Raw genomic sequence first — 16,267 nt, 5'->3', positions numbered from 1 at the left:
CCGGTGTTTGACACGTTTCAGTACACGGGCGACCATCGCTGCCGGACGGTGTCCCCCGTCACCCACCCCGACCCCCTGAGGAGACGCCGTGCCGGTGAGCATCCGCGACGTCGCCGAGCAGGCCGGCGTCTCGGTCGGGACGGTGAGCAACGTGCTCAACCGCCCCGAGGTGGTGAGCGGGCCGACCCGCGAGCGGGTGCTCGACGCGATCGCCGCGCTCGGCTTCGTCCGCAACGAGTCGGCCCGCCACCTGCGCGCCGGGCACAGCCGGACCATCGGCCTGGTCGTCCTCGACATCGCCAACCCGTTCTTCACCGACGTCGCGCGCGGCGTGGACGACGTCGTCGACCCGGCCGGCCTCGCTGTGATCCTGTGCAACTCCGACGACCGCCCGGAGAAGGAGGCCGCCCACCTCGACGTGCTCGCCGAGCAGCGGGTGCAGGGCGTCCTCATCACCCCGACCGCGGAGCTGTCGCCGCACCTGGACTCGCTGCGCCGCCGCGGGGTGCCGGTGGTGCTGGTCGACCGGCGCGCGCCCGGCCCCGACCAGTGCGCGGTCGCCGTCGACGACGTCCTCGGGGGCCGGCTGGCCGCCGAGCACCTGCTCGAGCGCGGGCACCGGCGGATCGCCTTCATCGGCGGTGCCTCCGGGCTGCCGCAGGTGCAGGAGCGGCACGCCGGCGTCGTGGCCGCCGTCCGGGAGGCCACCGGGGACGACGACGCGCTGCTGGTCCTCTCCCCCGAGCACCTCACCGTCGACGGCGGCCGCGAGGCCGCCGCCCGCATCGTCGGGCTGCCCGCCGCCCGCCGGCCCACCGCCGCCGTGTGCGCCAACGACCTGCTGGCCCTCGGCGTGCTGCAGGAGATGGTCCGCCAGGGCGTGCGGGTGCCCGACGACTTCGCGATCGTCGGCTACGACGACATCGACTTCGCCGCGGCCGCCGCGGTCCCGCTGACCTCGGTGCGCAAGCCGCGGGCGGCGCTGGGGTCGCGGGCCGCCGAGCTGCTGCTGGACGAGGCGCGCGGCGAGGGGCACGTGCACGTGCAGGAGGTCTTCGAGCCGACGCTCGTGGTCCGCGAGTCGAGCATGGTCTTCCGCGACAGAGAGGGGACCCCGTGAGGGTCGCGCTGTTCGCCACCTGCCTGGTGGACACGGTGGTGCCGCAGGTCGCCCTGGCCACCGCGCGGCTGCTGGAGCGGCTGGGCCACGAGGTGGTCGTGCCGCCGACGCAGGCCTGCTGCGGGCAGATGCACGTCAACACCGGCTACCGGCGCGAGGCGGTGCCGATCGTGGCCAACCACGTGCGGGCGTTCGCCGGGGCGGAGGCGGTCGTGGCGCCGTCGGGGTCGTGCGTGGCCTCGATCCACCACCAGCAGGCCGCCGTCGCCCGCCGCGCGGGCGAGGAGGGGCTGGCCGCCGAGGCGGAGGCCCTGGCCGCGCGCACCCACGAGCTGTCGCAGTTCCTCGTCGACGTGCTCGGCGTGACCGACGTCGGCGCCTACTACCCGCACCGCGTCACCTACCACCCGACCTGCCACTCGCTGCGCCTGCTGCGGGTGGGCGACCGGCCGCTGCGGCTGCTGCGCGCCGTCCGCGGGCTGGAGCTGGTGGAGCTGCCCGGCGCGGAGTCCTGCTGCGGGTTCGGCGGCACCTTCGCGGTGAAGAACGCCGACACCTCGACGGCGATGCTCACCGACAAGATGGCGAACGTGCTGTCCACGCACGCCGAGGTGTGCACCGCCGGCGACGCCTCCTGCCTGATGCACATCGGCGGCGGGCTGTCCCGGCTGCGCTCGGGCACCCGGACGGTGCACCTGGCCGAGATCCTCGCCTCGACGGAGGAGAACGTGAGCCCCGACCAGACCACCGCCCCCGCGGTCCCGGCGTGAGCGCGACGCCGCTCGCCCCGGGCGCCCCCCGATCCGGGACGACGTTCCTCGGCCTGCCGACCGCCCCTCGCGGCGTCGGCCACCTGCGCGGCACGCAGCCGTTCCCCGACGCCGCCCGCACGGCCCTGCGCGACGGGCAGCTGCGCGCCAACCTCGGCCGGGCCACGACGACGATCCGCGGCAAGCGCGCCGCCGTCGTCTCGGAGGTGCCGCACTGGGAGCAGCTGCGCCAGGCCGGCAGGGCGCTCAAGGCCGCCACCATGGCCCGGCTCGACGAGCACCTCGAGGAGCTCGAGCGGCAGGTGACCGCGCGCGGCGGCACGGTGCACTGGGCCCGCGACGCCGCCGAGGCCAACCGCATCGTCACCGACCTGGTGCGGGCCACCGGCAGCGACGAGGTGGTCAAGGTCAAGTCGATGGCCACCCAGGAGATCGGCCTCAACGAGGCGCTGGAGACCGCGGGGATCAGCGCGGTCGAGACCGACCTGGCCGAGCTGATCGTCCAGCTGGGCGAGGACACGCCGTCGCACATCCTCGTGCCGGCGATCCACAAGAACCGCTCGGAGATCCGCGAGATCTTCAGCCGCACCATCCCCGGCGTCGACCCCGGCCTGACCGACGAGCCGCGGCAGCTGGCGATGGCCGCCCGCGCCCACCTGCGCGAGCGGTTCCTGCGCGCCCGGGTCGCCGTCAGCGGGGCCAACTTCGCCGTCGCGGAGACCGGCACGCTCGCCGTCGTCGAGAGCGAGGGCAACGGCCGGATGTGCCTGACCCTCCCGCAGACGCTGATCACCGTCATGGGCATCGAGAAGGTCGTGCCGCGGTGGGAGGACCTCGGCGTCTTCCTGCAGCTGCTCCCCCGCTCCTCCACCGGCGAGCGGATGAACCCCTACACCTCGCTGTGGGCCGGCGTGACCCCCGGCGACGGGCCGCAGGAGTTCCACCTCGTCCTGCTCGACAACGGCCGGACGGCGGTGCTCGCCGACGAGGTGGGCCGCGAGGCGCTGCACTGCATCCGCTGCTCGGCCTGCCTGAACGTGTGCCCGGTGTACGAGCGCACCGGCGGGCACGCCTACGGCTCGGTGTACCCCGGCCCGATCGGCGCGGTGCTGTCCCCGCAGCTGACCGGCGTCGAGGACAACGCCTCGCTGCCGTACGCGTCGTCGCTGTGCGGCGCCTGCTACGACGTGTGCCCGGTGGCGATCGACATCCCGTCGATCCTCGTGCACCTGCGCGCCGAGCACGTCGAGGCGGTCGCCAGGGACAGGGAGCGGCCCACCGCCGAGGCGGTCGCCTTCCGCGGGCTGTCGCGAGTGATGAGCAACCCGCGGCTGTGGCACCTCGCGCAGCGCGCGGCCGGGCTCGCACGGCTGTTCGCCCGGGGGAGGCCGACGCTGCCGGCCGCGCTGCCGCCGCCGGCGAGCGCCTGGACCCGCACCCGCGACCTGCCCACCCCGCCGGGGAGGACGTTCGTGCAGCAGTGGAACGAGGAGCACGGCCGGTGAGCGCGCGCGAGGAGGTGCTCGGCCGGATCCGGACGGCGCTCGGGACCGACCGGCCGTCGGTCGCCGTCCCGCCGGTGCCGGCGCCGCGCGAGCTGCCGGCGGCCGAGCTGCTGGACCTGCTCGCCGAACGGGTGGAGGACTACCGCGCCACGGTGCTCCGGTGCGCGCCGGCCGACGTCCCGGCGACCGTCGTCCGCGCGCTCGACACGGCACTGGGCACCGGCTGGGACCCGGCCGGTGTCGTCGTCGCCCCCGGGGTGCCGGCCGCCTGGCGGCCCTCCGGCTCGGCCGAGGACGACGGCCGGCCCGCGGTGGAGCTCGCCGCGTTCGCCGCGACGCTCACCGGCGTGGCGACGGCGGTCGCCGAGACCGGGACGCTGGTGCTCGACGGGTCGCCGCTGTCGGGCCGGCGGGCGCTGTCCCTGCTGCCCGACGTCCTGGTCTGCGTGGTCGAGGCCGCGCAGGTGGTGCCCGACGTGCCCGACGCCCTGGCCCGGCTGGACCCGGTCGCCCCGCTGACGATGGTCAGCGGCCCGTCGGCGACCAGCGACATCGAGCTGCAGCGGGTCGAGGGCGTGCACGGCCCGCGCACCCTCGTGGTCGTCCTCGCCGGCTGACCGGGCGCCTGGCACGTCCCCCGAGCGGGCGGTCCGGTGTGGCACCGCCTTGCTGCGCGGAGGACCAGCGGTCATCCTCCGACGGTGCGCCGTCCCTCGACCACCTCCCCGGCCCGCGGTCCTGAGTGACCGCTCCAGTGCAGTCGATCACCCGGCGCCGCCGGTCGATCGCGACGGTCTGTCTGTCCGGACTGCTCGAGGACAAGCTCGACGCGGCCGCGTCGGCGGGCTTCGACGGCGTGGAGCTGTGCGAGCCGGACCTGGTGTCCGCGGCGTGGACACCGGCGGAGGTGGCCGGCCGCTGTGCGGACCTCGGCCTGTCGATCGACCTCCTCCAGCCGTTCCGCGACCTGGACTCCACCGATCCGGACCGCTTCGCGCGCAACCTGCGCCGCGTCGAGCGCACCCTCGACGTGGTGGCCGCCCTCGGCACCGAGACGCTCCTGGTCGTCTCGTCCGTCGCGGCCGACGCGGTGCAGGACCTCGACCGGCTGGCCGCCCAGCTGGCCGAGGCGGCCGACCGGGCGCAGCGGCGTGGGCTCCGGGTCGCCTACGAGGCCCTGGCGTGGGGCACCCACGTCTCCACGTGGGAGCGCAGCTGGGAGGTGGTCCGCCGGGCCGGTCACCCCGCGCTGGGACTGTGCCTGGACAGCTTCCACGTCTTCGCGCGGGACGGGGACGTCGCCGGCATCACCGCGGTCCCCGGCGACAAGATCTTCTCCGTGCAGCTGGCCGACGCGCCCGACCTGCGGATGGACGTGCTGCAGTGGAGCCGCCACCACCGGCTCTTCCCGGGGCAGGGGGCCTTCGACCTGCCGGGGTTCCTCGGGGCCGTCCTCGCCGCCGGCTACACCGGGCCGCTGTCACTCGAGACCTTCAACGACGTCCACCGCTCGTCCGCACCCACCTGCACGGCGGCCGACGCCATGCGCTCGCTGCGGTGGCTGGAGGAGGTGGTGGCGCGCGACCACCCGGGCAGTGGCGCGCTCCTGCCCCCTCCGGCACCGGACCTGACCGGCTGGTCGTTCGCCGGGCTGACCGCCGACGGGACCTCCGCGTCCCGGCTCTCGGAGGTCCTCACCTCGCTCGGTTTCACCCGCACCGCCCGTTCCCGGACCGAGCCCGTCGCCGTGTGGGAGCAGGGCGGGGCCCGGTTGCTCGTCGACTCCCGGCGGAGCCAGCCGTCCCGGCGGGGCGCCGTCGCCCTCACCTCCCTCGGGGTCGCGAGCACCGATCCCGTCCGGTCGGCCCAGCGGGCGCGGGCGATGGGCGCCCCGGTGGCGGAGCGCGGCTCCGGCGCCGCCGGGACCGGGTCCTGGGCGGTGGCCGCACCCGACGGCACGGAGATCCGGTGCACGCCTCCCGCGTCGGAGGGCTTCGTCCCGACGGGTGAGCGGCCGGGGGCCGGCAGCGGGTTGACCCGCATCGACCACGTCGGCCTCACCGTGACGCCCGACGACGTCGAGAGGACCACCCTGTTCCACCGCGCGGTCCTGGGGCTGGAGGCGCACGGCGAGGCCGACGTCCCCGGCCCGTCGGGCCTCCTGCGCACCCGCGGGATCGCCGGCCCGGACCGGGCCGTGCGGCTGGCGCTCACCGTGCCGGTCCTGCGCCGCGGTGAGTGGGCGTCCGAGGTCCCGGAACCGCAGTACGTCGCGTTCGCCACCGACGACGTCGTCGCCACGGTCCGGGCGCTGCGCGCGGCCGGTGCCCCGTTGCTGCCCCCACCGGTCAACTACGCCGACGACCTGGAGACCCGGCTCGACCCGGACCCGGACCTGCTGGCGGTCGTCCGCGAGCACGGCCTGATGTACGACGAGGACGGGGACGGCGGCTACCTGCACGTGGCCACCGAGCTGGTCGGCGACCGGGTCTTCTTCCTGGTGGTCCAGCGACTGGGACGCTACGACGGCTACGGCGCCCCGGACGCTCCCGCACGCATGGCAGGGCACCGGCGCAGGGCGGGCGGGCGGTCCCCCGTCGCCGCCGCCCCGGCGGCGGGCACGCCCTGCCCCGTCGGTCGCCGGGCCTGACCTCCGCCGCCACCGCTCGCGGGCGGCGGCGTCCGCGCTCAGTCGATCGGCTCCGGGTACAGCGCCCGGACGGCGGGCATGTCGAGCGCGCGGATCGTCTCGACCAGCAGGTCGAGGGAGTCCGCGGGGATCCACCCCGGCTCGGCGAAGACCAGCACGCCGTCGCGGTAGACCCGCAGCGTCGGCGCCGACCGCACGCCCAGCTCGGCCGCCAGCGCGGCCTCGGCCTCGGTGTCGACGGCGGTGAAGCGCAGGTCCGGGTGCCGCGCCGCGGCCTGGTCGAACACCGCGGTGAACGCGCGGCTGCTGCCCGACCGCGACGTCCGGAAGTCGACCAGCACGATGCCCGGCGCGGAGACCGCCGCCGGGAAGTCGGCCGCGCCGATGGTCGCCGTCGTCATGTCCCCTCCCGTCTCCTCCCCCAGTGTGGCCCCCGGCCCCCCCGGCGCACAGCCGCGGCACTCCTCGCCGGCGTCTCGGGTGCGGCGCCGGCGCGGGCTCGGCTGGTGACCGCTGCCGTACGCTCCGTACCCGGCGCCTGCGGACGGGGAGCCGGGACGGAGCCGGGGTGAGCAGCGACGACGGGACCGGGGACGTCGAGCGCTACCGCTACCTCGCCGAGGTCACCGAGTCCCTGACGCAGAGCCTGGACACCGGCACCACGGCCGACCAGCTCGCCCGCCTCGTCGTGCCGGTCCTCGCCGACTGGGCCACCGTCACCCTGCTCGCCGGGGACGGCGCCCCCGGCAGCTCCGCCCGCGCGCACCGGGACCCCCGGCGCCTCGACGACGTCGACACCTACCTCGCCGGGCGGGTCACCGCCCCGCGCGACCAGGCCGCGCTCGCCTCGGCGCTCGCGTCCGGCGAGCCCGTGCAGCTGGAGCGCATCGAGGCGGACCTCGGCCCGGAGTCCCTGCCCCAGGGTCCGGTGCGCGCGGCGTGGGAGCGGCTGGACCCCCGGTCGAGCCTGTTCGTCCCGCTGCAGGCGCGCGGCTCGGGCTTCGGCGTCCTGTCCCTCGTCCGGTGCGGCGACCGGCCGCCGGCCGGGCCCGCCGACGTCGCGCTCGCCGTCGAGGTCGCCCGCCGCGGGGCGCTGGCGCTGGACAACGCCCGGCTCTACGGCCGCCAGCTGCGGGCGGCCGAGACGCTGCAGCACAGCCTGCTCACCCCGCCGCCGCAGCCGCCCGGTCTCGAGGTCGCCGTCCGCTACCGGCCCGCGGTGTCGCAGCACCTGGTCGGCGGTGACTGGTACGACGCGTTCCCCCGTCCCGACGGGACCACGGTGCTGGTCATCGGCGACGTCGCCGGGCACGGCGTCGAGGCCGCCGCGGCGATGGCGCAGCTGCGCAGCGCGGTGCGCACGCTCGCCTACGACTCCCCCGACGGGCCGGCGCGGACCCTCGACCGCGTCGACCGGGTGCTGGCCGGCCTGCACGTCGGCACGCTGGCCACCGCGCTGGTCGCCCACCTGGCGCCCGCGCCCGGTGGTTCCGGCCGGCTGCTGCGCTGGTCGTCGGCCGGTCACCTGCCGCCGCTGGTGCTCGGTGCCGACGACGCGGTGCGGCTGCTCGAGACCCCGCCCGAGCGGCTGCTCGGCACCGACGAGCCCGGCCTGCGCCGCGACCACGAGGCGGCGATCGCACCCGGCGAGACGCTGGTGCTGGTCACCGACGGGCTGGTCGAGGTCGGCCGGCAGGGCATCGACGAGGGTCTCGCGGCCGCCGCCGAGGCGCTGTCCGGGCTGTCCGGGCTGGCCGCGGACGCCCTGTGCGACCGGCTGCTCACCCGCGCCCTGCCCGGCCGCACCGACGACGACGTCGCCGTGCTCGCCGTCCGCGTCCTGCCCGGCTGAGGCCGCTCACCGCCCACCGGGTGGTCACCTGCCGGGGTCACCGGCCTGCGGTGACCCCGGCAGGTGACCACCCGACGCCGGACGTCAGCCCCAGAAGGCGCGGACCTCGTCGGCGACGCGCGCGGCCTGGGCGCGGCCGGCGCGGGCGCAGGGCTCACGGGTGGCGGGGTCGAGCGGGTTGGTGCCGAAGGCGCGCACCGCGGCCTCGTCGGCGAGCACCAGGTGCGCCTTCCCCTCCCGCCGCAGCGTCGCCAGCTCGTCGTCCAGCGACGGGCCCAGCGGGCTGCCCGCGATCCCCGCCATCGGCGCGACCACGAGCACCGTGTCGCAGCCGGCCGCGAGGTCGGCGTTGGTCGCCGAGCGCATCCCGCCGTCCATGAACCGCCGCTCCCCGATCGTGATCGGCGGGTAGACGCCCGGAACCGCGCAGGACGCGGCGACGGCGTCGAGCAGCGGGAACCCGGTGTCGCGGTCGACGGCGAGGAACTCCCCGTCCGCGGTGTCGACGGCGGTCACCACGAGCCGCTGCGCGGGCCACTCCGGTGCGCCGATCCGCGCGCCGATGACCGCGCGCCGCTCGGACTCGGGCACGGTCTGCGCGCGCAGCGCGAGTGCGCCGATCCGGGCGCGCGCGTCCTGCTCGCCGGTCGCACCGGCCAGCGCGGCGGCGAACGAGGCGAAGAAGGCCGCCCCGTCGAACTGCACCGCCCGCTCGGTCGCCGGCACCGGGCCGAGCTGCGCGGCGTGAAGCTGCTCGAGGTCGTGACCGGTGCGCAGCAGCGTGCCGACGATCGAGCCGGCCGAGGTGCCCACCACCAGGTCGGCGTCCCGGACGTCGACCCCGGCCTCGGCCAGCCCGGACAGCAGCCCGATCTCCCAGGCGATCCCGGCGATGCCACCGCCGCCGAGGACCAGTGCGCGGCTCACCTCAGGACTCCGGGACGCCGGCGCCGGCGGCCGTCCGTCGGGCAGTCACGGAGCGGGGGGAGGGAGGAGATCACGGGCGCCAGTCTGGCGTCGCCGGCGGCGCACGGTCGACCCGCCCCCACCCTCCACCCGGGTCGCCCGGGTGCACGTGCGGCCCGGACACGCTACGCAGGGTCCATGAGCGCGGGGGCCGGGCAGCCAGGAGCCGAGCAGCCGGGAGCCGAACAGCTGCGGGCCGGGGCCCGGCGGGCGTGGGCGGCGCTGCGGCCGCGGCTCGCCGACGAGGCGGTCGCCGTCCTGGGCGAGGCGGAGGCGGACGCCTTCCTGGCCCGGGCCGACCTGGCGCTGCACGACGTCCACGAGCCGCTGGCCGTCCTGTACAGGGACGCCGCCGACGACCTGTTCGCCCGCGGGCTGCGCGCCGCGCTGGCCGCGGCGGCCGAGCGCCCGGAGCCGCTGCGGCGGATCGACCGGCGGCGGGAGATCGACCCGGCGTGGTTCCAGCGGGCCCGGGTGCAGGGCTACGTCTGCTACGTCGACCGGTTCTGCGGCACCCTCGCCGAGCTGCCCGGCCGGCTCGGCCACCTCGCCGAGCTGGGCACCACCTACCTGCACCTGATGCCGCTGCTGCGCCCGCGCGAGGGCGAGAACGACGGTGGCTACGCGGTGGCCGACTACCGCGCGGTCGACCCGCGGCTGGGCACCATGGCCGACCTCGAGGCGGTCGCGGCCGCGCTGCACGAGCGGGAGATGGCGCTGTGCATCGACCTCGTGCTCAACCACACCGCCCGCGAGCACCCCTGGGCGCAGGGCTGGCTGGCCGGCGACCCCGCGTACGCCGGCTTCTACACCGCCTTCCCCGACCGGGAGATGCCCGACGCCTACGACGCGACGATCCCGGAGGTCTTCCCCGACCGGGCCCCCGGCTCGTTCAGCTGGGTGCCCGAGGCGCTCGGCGGCGCCGGCGGCTGGGTGTGGACGACGTTCTGGCCGTACCAGTGGGACCTCGACTACACCAACCCCGAGGTGACGCTGGCGATGGCCGGTGAGATCGCCTGGCTGGCCAACCGCGGCGTCGACGTCTTCCGGATGGACGCCGTCCCGTTCATGTGGAAGCGGCTGGGCACCAGCTGCCAGAACCAGCCCGAGGGGCACACCCTCCTGCAGCTGCTGCACGCGCTGACCCGGCTGGCCGCTCCCGGCGTGGTGTTCAAGGCGGAGGCGATCGTCTCCCCCGACGACCTGGTGGCCTACCTCGGCGGCCACGACCGCTACCGGCCCGAGTGCGAGCTGGCCTACCACAACTCGCTCATGGTGCTGCTGTGGAGCAGCCTGGCCACCCAGGACGTCCGGCTGGCCCGGCAGGCGCTGCGCCGGATGCGGCCGATCCCGCCCACGACCACCTGGTGCACCTACGTGCGCGGCCACGACGACATCGGCTGGGCGGTCACCGACGAGGACGCCGCCGCCGTGGGCCTCGACGGGTTCGCCCACCGCCGGTTCCTCAACGACTTCTACGCCGGCCGCTTCCCCGGCTCCTTCGCCCGCGGCGCGCTGTTCCAGGAGAACCCGGTCACCGGCGACGCGCGGATCTCCGGGTCGGCGGCGTCGCTGTGCGGCATCGAGGACGCCCTCGACCGCGACGACCCGGTCGCCCTCGACGCCGGGGTGCGCCGGCTGCTGCTCCTGTACTCGGTCGCCTACGCCTTCGGCGGGGTCCCGCTGCTCTACATGGGCGACGAGCTGGCGCTGCGCAACGACAGCTCCTACCTCGCCGAGCCCGAGCGGGCGCCGGACAACCGCTGGATGCACCGCCCGCCGATGGACTGGGCGGCCGCGGCCCGCCGCGGCGACCCGACCACGCTGGAGGGCCGGGTGTGGGCCGGGATCCGCCGGCTCGGGGAGGTGCGCCGGTCGCTGCTGGCGCTGCGCGGCGGGGTGGAGTCGACGGTGGTCGACGTCGGCAACGACGCGGTGCTGGTCTGGCGGCGGCGGCACCCGCGCGGCGGCACGTTCGTCGGGGTGGCCAACTTCTCGCCGCACCCGCAGCGGATCGACGCCGACACCGTCACCGGGTTCGGCACGTTCGCGCAGGTGCACGGCAGCGACGGGCCCCTGCCCGTCCGCGACGGCCTGCTGCTGGTCCCCGGCCTCGGCTCCGCCTGGTTCGCCGAGCCCTGACCGGTGCGGACCACCTCACCCGCGGAGGAAGTCCGCGACCAGCGGCGCCAGGACCTCGGGAGCGACGACGTGGCCGGAGGCGGGAAGCACCCGCAGCGCGCCCGCCGGGAGGAGGTCCGCCAGCCGCCGGGCCACCTCCTGCATGAACGGAGGGCTGTCGCCGCCGACCAGCACGAGCCCGGGCCGCGCCGCGCGGCGGGCGACGTCCTCGGGCACCGCGCCGCCGGTCCGCACCGAGTCGAGCACCGCCAGGTCGTACGCGAGGGTCGGGGCGAGGGCCAGCAGCTCCGCCCACCGCGGCGTCGCCCGCATCGCGTCGACCACCTCGCCGGGCATCCCGGTGCCGCGGCACCACCGGTCCACCGCCTCGTCCCGCTCCCCGGCGGCCAGCAGGTCCAGGATCCCGGCCGCGAAGGTGCGGCTCTCGCCCCGGAACGCGGGGTCGTCGGGGGCGAAGGGCGGGTCGTGGAGGACGAACCGGTCCACCGGCAGCCCCGCCCCGACGGCGCGCAGCACCAGGGCGGCGCCGGAGGAGTGCCCGTAGAGGGACGCGTGCCCGCCCACCGCGTCGACCAGCGCGGTGAGGTCCTCGACCTCCCGCTCGACGGCGTACGGCAGGGTGTCGCCGCTGTCGCCGCGGCCCCGCCGGTCGTAGTCGATCGTCGTGAACCGCTCGCCGAGCGCCCGGGCCGTGGGGCGCATCAGCGCGCGGTCGCACGTCGCGCCGCACACGGTGACCAGCGGCGGCCCGGACCCGCAGACCTCGTAGGCGATGCGGGTGCCGTCCGCCGAGGCGACCGTCTCGTACGTCATGCCGGGGAGACCGGCGGACGGCGCACCACTCATCGGCACCACACGGAGGAGGACACGTGGCACGGATGGACCTGAGGGTTCGGCTGCTGGGCCGGCTGCTCGCGCGGACGTCGATCACGCGGATGGACGGCGAGCGGCTGCGCAGGGCGCAGCAGCGGCGCGTCCCGCACAACCCGGTGACCGACCTGCTGCTCGGCGGCGTGGCACCGGGCGTGCGGCTCACCGACGGGACCGCACGGGGCGAGGCCGGCAAGGTGCCCGTGCGCACGTACCGGCCGGAGTGGGCCACCGGCCCCCTGCCGCTGGTCGTGAACTTCCACGGCGGCGGCTGGACGCTGGGCAACCTCGACTCCGCGGACTGGCTGTGCAGCAGCGTGTCCGCCACCGTCGGCGCCGTCGTCGTCTCGGTCGAGTACCGGCTCGCGCCCGGGCACCGCTGGCCGGCCGCGGCCGAGGACTGCTACGCCGCCCTGACCGACGTCGTGGAGCGGGCCGCCGAGTTCGGCGCCGACCCCGAGCGGGTCGCGGTGATGGGCGACAGCGCGGGCGGCAACCTGGCCGCCGTCGTCTGCCTGATGGCCCGGGAGCGCTCCGGCCCGCGGATCGCCCACCAGGGGCTGGTCTACCCGTCGGTCGACCTGACGATGAGCAGCCCGTCGATCGACGAGAACGCCCACGCGCCGATCCTCACCCGCGCCGACTGCCGCGCCTTCCGCGACCACTACCTCGGCGACGGCGACCCGCACCACCCGCACGCCTCGCCGCTGTTCGCCACCGACCACGCGGGCCTCCCGCCGGCGCTGGTCCAGGTGGCCGAGCACGACCCCATCCGCGACGACGGCGTGCGCTACGCCGCGGTGCTGCGGGACGCGGGCGTGCCCGTCCGGCTGACGGAGTACGTCGGCATGCCGCACGGGTTCCTCGCCTTCCCGCGGCTGTGCCGGTCGGCGCCGCAGGCCCTGGCGGAGCTGTGCGCGGAGCAGGCGGCGGTGTTCAGCCGCTGACCGTGGCGCCCGCCGTCGCGGGGTGCCCGGGCCCGCTCCCCGCACCCCCGGCCCTGCCACCACCTGCCGCACGCCCTGGCGGCTGCTCCCGTCACCGCGCACGGTGGGCAGAGCCCATGGCCCCTGTCGGTCCACGGGCCCCGCGGGCCCCTCCGGGTGGCAGACCTGGCCACGACCGCGGGACGTGCCGCCGGTCCGGTCTCCCGAGGACGCCGCCGCACTCGGCCGGCGACCGCGGGCCCGCCTCGGGCTCCCGTCCCTCAGTGGTCGCTGCAGCAGTCCCGCTGTCTCGGGGACTCGAACGGGACGACCTCGCCGTCGCCCGACGCGGCCACCGGCAGCACGAGGACGCCGTCGCGGTACTCCGGGCGCACGTGCCCGCGCGTCCGCAGGACCAGGCCCGGGTCGTCGGCGACGCCGACGAGGTCGACCGCCTGCACCGACGACCGGGTGGTCAGCTCGGCCAGTGGCAGCCGGCCGGGGAGGTCCTCCTGGCCGGGGAAGCGGACCAGCCGGCCGGAGGCCCGCTCCCGGTGCGCGCGGCCGACTGCGACCGCGTGCTCGAGGTGCCCGGGGTCCCCGGCCGACGGGGCGTCCCCGTCCCCGGAGACCACCACCGCGTCCCCGGGGCGGGCCCACGCCGCGACGGCGGCTGCGAGCTCCGCCGAGCGGGGAGCCCGCAGCGAGCCGGCGTGGTGGTTGCCGCCGGCCGACCGCACGACGTGCGTCGCCACCTCGGTGGCGCCGACCCGCCGGCCGAGGTCGAGCAGCCGGTGCTCGACCTCGGCCAGCGCGGCCGGCGAGGTGCCCGTGTCGCCGCAGACGGCGAGCCAGCAGTCGCCGGAGCGGCACTCAGCCAACGGTGACGAACACCGGGTTCGAGTAGAACCACAGGTCGGTCCAGGGGTCGCTGTTGCCGTCGGGGTCCTGCCGCGGCTCGATGCTGCCGGGCGCCGAGAAGTTGCCGTCGGTCCCGCGCAGCCGCAGGTAGAACGGGCGGTCGACCCGCCGGAACACGTGGTTGACCACGACCTGCCCGTTGCCGCGGACCTCGAAGGACTCGACGACGGCGGTCTCCGGCGCCGTCTGGGTGTCCCGGTCGGCCACCGGGCCGGTGATCGGGCCGCTGATCAGGTCGACCCGGCGCAGGACCGGCACGTCGCCGTGTGCGTTGGGCCGGCGGCGCGGGGTGATCCGGACCTGCACGTGCACGTTCTCGCCGCGGCCGACGCGCAGCTGCTCGCCCAGGGTGGCCGGTGCGTCGCCGCCGTCGCCCCGGACGCTGACCTCGAGGGCGTCGACGAGGTCGCCGTGGACGACGAACGCGCGCCCGGCCCGCAGGCCGTCCATGACGGCGCCGTAGTCGCGGCTCGCCGCCCCCACCCACGTCCGCGAGTAGTGGCCGGGGAAGAAGTCACCGCGGCCGACCTGCGGGACGCCGCCGTCCACCGGGTCGCCGTAGCGGCCGTTGGCGGTGAACCACTCGCTGGAGTCCGCACCCACGGGACGGACGAGCTGGTCGCGGTAGACCGAGTGCGAGTCGGAGTTGGCGGTGATCCACCAGGGCCGGCCCTCCGCCAGCAGCGAGTCCCACACGCCGCCGACCTTGGCGGTCATCCAGTCGAAGCCGCCGAAGGTCCGGTAGGACTCGAGGGGGTAGCCGGGGAAGCTGTCGGGCCGGGGGCTGTTGCCGTAGTAGCCGCGCGCCTCGCCCGGGCCCTCCGGCGCCGGGATGCCGGCGGCCTGGTGCCCGGGCGCGCCCTCCATGCCGATCGCGATCCGCGGGTCGGCGTCGCGCCACGCGCGGAGCTCGTGCGGCGAGTCGATGCCGTTGCGGGCGGGGTGGTTGGCGAGGAAGAGCGCGTTGGGGGTGCGGCGGTTCGTCATCTGCTGGCCGAGCCACCGGATGCCGGCCACCGCGCGGTCCTCGGTCGTGTTGCCGAGGGAGCCGTCGAACTGCTGCTCGAACTCCCGCAGGACGGCGACCTCCTCGCTGCTGGGGAGGACGAAGACGGTGCCGTGCTCGGCGGCCGGGATGTTCCACTCCAGCCCCTGGAACACCAGCACGTCCCGGTGGGCCGTCCGGGCGGCGCGGATGTCGGGGTTGACCAGGTCGACGCCCAGGCGCGCGTGCGTGGCCGAGCCGTGGTCGGTGACGACCATCCAGTCGACGCCGTTGCGCCGGGCCTGCTCCACCTGCTGGCGGACGGTGTAGAGGCCGTCGGAGCTGTACTGCGTGTGGACGTGGTGGTCCCCGTTGAGCCAGGTGTAGGAGGCGGCGCCGCCGCTGCCCCCGCGCGGGGCGGCCTGGGCGGTCCGGGGCGCGCCGGCCACCGTCGCGCCGGCCGCCAGACCGAGGACCCCGGCCGCCTGCAGGAACCGCCGGCGCGAGAGGTCGCCGGGCGAGAGGTCCCGGTCGGGGACCGAGACGTCGCCGTAGGGCGTCCAGGCGGCGGGCCCGTGCCCGTGGTCGTGCCCGTGGTCGTGGTCGTGGCCGTGGTGGTGGTCGTGGTGGTGGTGCGGACCGGACACGTCTCTCCTCGGGGAGCGGCGACAGGAGGGCCGGCCGCGGGAAGCGGTCCGGCCCCGACCCATCCTCAGGACCGAGGTGACCGACGGGTGGCTCGTCGATGACACACCGTGGTGCCCGGCGTGACGTCTGCGCGACGGGCGTGGGGATGCCAGGGTGGACGGGTGACCGACGTCCAGCACCGCGACGGCCGCCGCACGGCCGCCGTCCGCACCTACCAGGGGCACGGCATCCACGCGGCCCCCGGCGTGCACGAGTACGCCGCGAGCCTGGTCCGGACGCTGCTCCCCGACGGCGGGCGGGTGCTCGAGGTCGGCTCCGGCTGCGGCGCGCTGGCGCTGCGGCTGCGCGACGCCGGGGTCGACGTCGTCCCCACCGACCTCGACCCGCCGCACGAGTGGATCGCCCGGCTCGACCTCGACGACCCGGACTGGACCGACGAGACCCGCGGCCCGTTCGACCTGGTGGTGTGCGTGGAGACGCTGGAGCACGTGGAGAACCCGCGGCAGGTGCTGCGCTCGATCCGGGCCCTGCTGCGCCCCGGCGGCCGGCTGCTGGTGAGCACCCCCAACGTCACGCACCCCCACTCGCGGCTGCTGACCCTGCTGCGCGGGGCGCCCTACATCTTCGGCCCCAGCCACTACCACTCCCCCGGCCACATCACGCTGCTGCCGGACTGGATGCTCACCGAGCACGTGCGGCTGGCCGGGTTCGACCGGATCGAGGTCACCACCGCCGGCGACACCCTCTACACCGGGCCCATGCGGCTGGCCTACCGCGTGGAGATGGCGGTGCTGCGGCTGCTCGGCATCCGGCAGCGGGCCACCTCCGGCGACGGCGTCTGCACGTTCGTCACCGCCACGGCGGTCTAGCGGCCGGGAGCGTGTGCGCCGACGCCGCGTCCCGGCGCACGGA

The 16,267-nt window shown here is 76.5% G+C and carries 14 protein-coding genes; 9 read left to right on the top strand and 5 right to left on the bottom strand.

Going from position 1 to position 16,267, the window contains the following annotated elements:
- Positions 1-94: 94 nt before the first annotated feature.
- From ACI8AK_RS05670 to ACI8AK_RS05650, 5 genes are all read left to right on the top strand, one after another.
- The gene (locus tag ACI8AK_RS05670) at positions 95-1,120 is read left to right on the top strand and encodes a LacI family DNA-binding transcriptional regulator (RefSeq protein WP_456902009.1); all 1,026 of its coding nucleotides are present in this window, start codon (positions 95-97) and stop codon (positions 1,118-1,120) included.
- Positions 1,117-1,890, top strand: a complete 774-nt coding sequence (locus ACI8AK_RS05665; protein ID WP_387985081.1) for a (Fe-S)-binding protein — start codon at positions 1,117-1,119, stop codon at positions 1,888-1,890. The genes ACI8AK_RS05670 and ACI8AK_RS05665 overlap by 4 nt, the downstream gene beginning before the upstream one ends.
- Positions 1,887-3,395 carry a LutB/LldF family L-lactate oxidation iron-sulfur protein gene (locus ACI8AK_RS05660; protein ID WP_456955422.1) on the top strand — a complete coding sequence of 503 codons (1,509 nt, stop codon included), beginning with the start codon at positions 1,887-1,889 and terminating at the stop codon, positions 3,393-3,395. The genes ACI8AK_RS05665 and ACI8AK_RS05660 overlap by 4 nt, the downstream gene beginning before the upstream one ends.
- Positions 3,392-4,012: a LutC/YkgG family protein gene (locus ACI8AK_RS05655; RefSeq protein ID WP_456955420.1), complete on the top strand. Its 621-nt coding sequence runs from the start codon at positions 3,392-3,394 to the stop codon at positions 4,010-4,012. Before ACI8AK_RS05660 ends, ACI8AK_RS05655 begins: the two co-directional genes overlap by 4 nt.
- 125 nt (positions 4,013-4,137) lie before the next feature.
- Positions 4,138-6,045 carry a TIM barrel protein gene (locus ACI8AK_RS05650; RefSeq protein ID WP_456902006.1) on the top strand — a complete coding sequence of 636 codons (1,908 nt, stop codon included), beginning with the start codon at positions 4,138-4,140 and terminating at the stop codon, positions 6,043-6,045.
- A 38-nt stretch (positions 6,046-6,083) separates the two neighbouring features.
- Here ACI8AK_RS05650 and ACI8AK_RS05645 read toward each other — a convergent pair whose 3' ends face one another.
- Entirely contained in the window at positions 6,084-6,446 is a 363-nt protein-coding gene (locus ACI8AK_RS05645; protein ID WP_387985094.1) for a thioredoxin family protein, read from the bottom strand.
- Between the two features lie 167 nt (positions 6,447-6,613).
- Here ACI8AK_RS05645 and ACI8AK_RS05640 point away from each other — a divergent pair, with 167 nt between their 5' ends.
- Positions 6,614-7,897 (top strand): PP2C family protein-serine/threonine phosphatase, encoded by a 1,284-nt coding sequence (locus tag ACI8AK_RS05640; RefSeq protein WP_456902005.1) that lies wholly within the window; start codon positions 6,614-6,616, stop codon positions 7,895-7,897.
- 84 nt (positions 7,898-7,981) lie between these two features.
- Here ACI8AK_RS05640 and ACI8AK_RS05635 read toward each other — a convergent pair whose 3' ends face one another.
- Entirely contained in the window at positions 7,982-8,824 is an 843-nt protein-coding gene (locus tag ACI8AK_RS05635; RefSeq protein ID WP_387985100.1) for a patatin-like phospholipase family protein, read from the bottom strand.
- Positions 8,825-9,001: 177 nt separating this feature from the next.
- On the opposite strand from ACI8AK_RS05635, the gene ACI8AK_RS05630 reads away from it, so the two are divergent.
- The gene (locus ACI8AK_RS05630; protein ID WP_456955418.1) at positions 9,002-11,005 is read left to right on the top strand and encodes an alpha-amylase family protein; all 2,004 of its coding nucleotides are present in this window, start codon (positions 9,002-9,004) and stop codon (positions 11,003-11,005) included.
- Positions 11,006-11,020: 15 nt separating this feature from the next.
- Here ACI8AK_RS05630 and ACI8AK_RS05625 read toward each other — a convergent pair whose 3' ends face one another.
- A complete protein-coding gene (locus ACI8AK_RS05625; RefSeq protein ID WP_456955416.1) occupies positions 11,021-11,818 on the bottom strand; it encodes an alpha/beta fold hydrolase in 798 nt (265 codons plus the stop codon).
- Positions 11,819-11,883: 65 nt separating this feature from the next.
- On the opposite strand from ACI8AK_RS05625, the gene ACI8AK_RS05620 reads away from it, so the two are divergent.
- Positions 11,884-12,822, top strand: coding sequence for an alpha/beta hydrolase (locus tag ACI8AK_RS05620; RefSeq protein ID WP_387985108.1), 939 nt, complete (start codon positions 11,884-11,886; stop codon positions 12,820-12,822).
- Positions 12,823-13,082: 260 nt separating this feature from the next.
- Here ACI8AK_RS05620 and ACI8AK_RS05615 read toward each other — a convergent pair whose 3' ends face one another.
- Together ACI8AK_RS05615 and ACI8AK_RS05610 are read right to left on the bottom strand one after the other, a co-directional pair.
- Positions 13,083-13,682: a hypothetical protein gene (locus tag ACI8AK_RS05615; RefSeq protein WP_456955414.1), complete on the bottom strand. Its 600-nt coding sequence runs from the start codon at positions 13,680-13,682 to the stop codon at positions 13,083-13,085.
- Positions 13,675-15,354, bottom strand: coding sequence for a CehA/McbA family metallohydrolase (locus ACI8AK_RS05610; RefSeq protein ID WP_456955412.1), 1,680 nt, complete (start codon positions 15,352-15,354; stop codon positions 13,675-13,677). The genes ACI8AK_RS05615 and ACI8AK_RS05610 overlap by 8 nt, the downstream gene beginning before the upstream one ends.
- 162 nt (positions 15,355-15,516) lie before the next feature.
- Between ACI8AK_RS05610 and ACI8AK_RS05605 the strand changes: the two genes are divergently transcribed.
- Positions 15,517-16,224, top strand: a complete 708-nt coding sequence (locus tag ACI8AK_RS05605) for a class I SAM-dependent methyltransferase (protein ID WP_387985114.1) — start codon at positions 15,517-15,519, stop codon at positions 16,222-16,224.
- Positions 16,225-16,267: the final 43 nt, after the last annotated feature.

Source organism: Geodermatophilus sp. SYSU D00867 (genome assembly GCF_054050315.1).
This window is presented reverse-complemented; position numbering and strand designations above follow the sequence as displayed.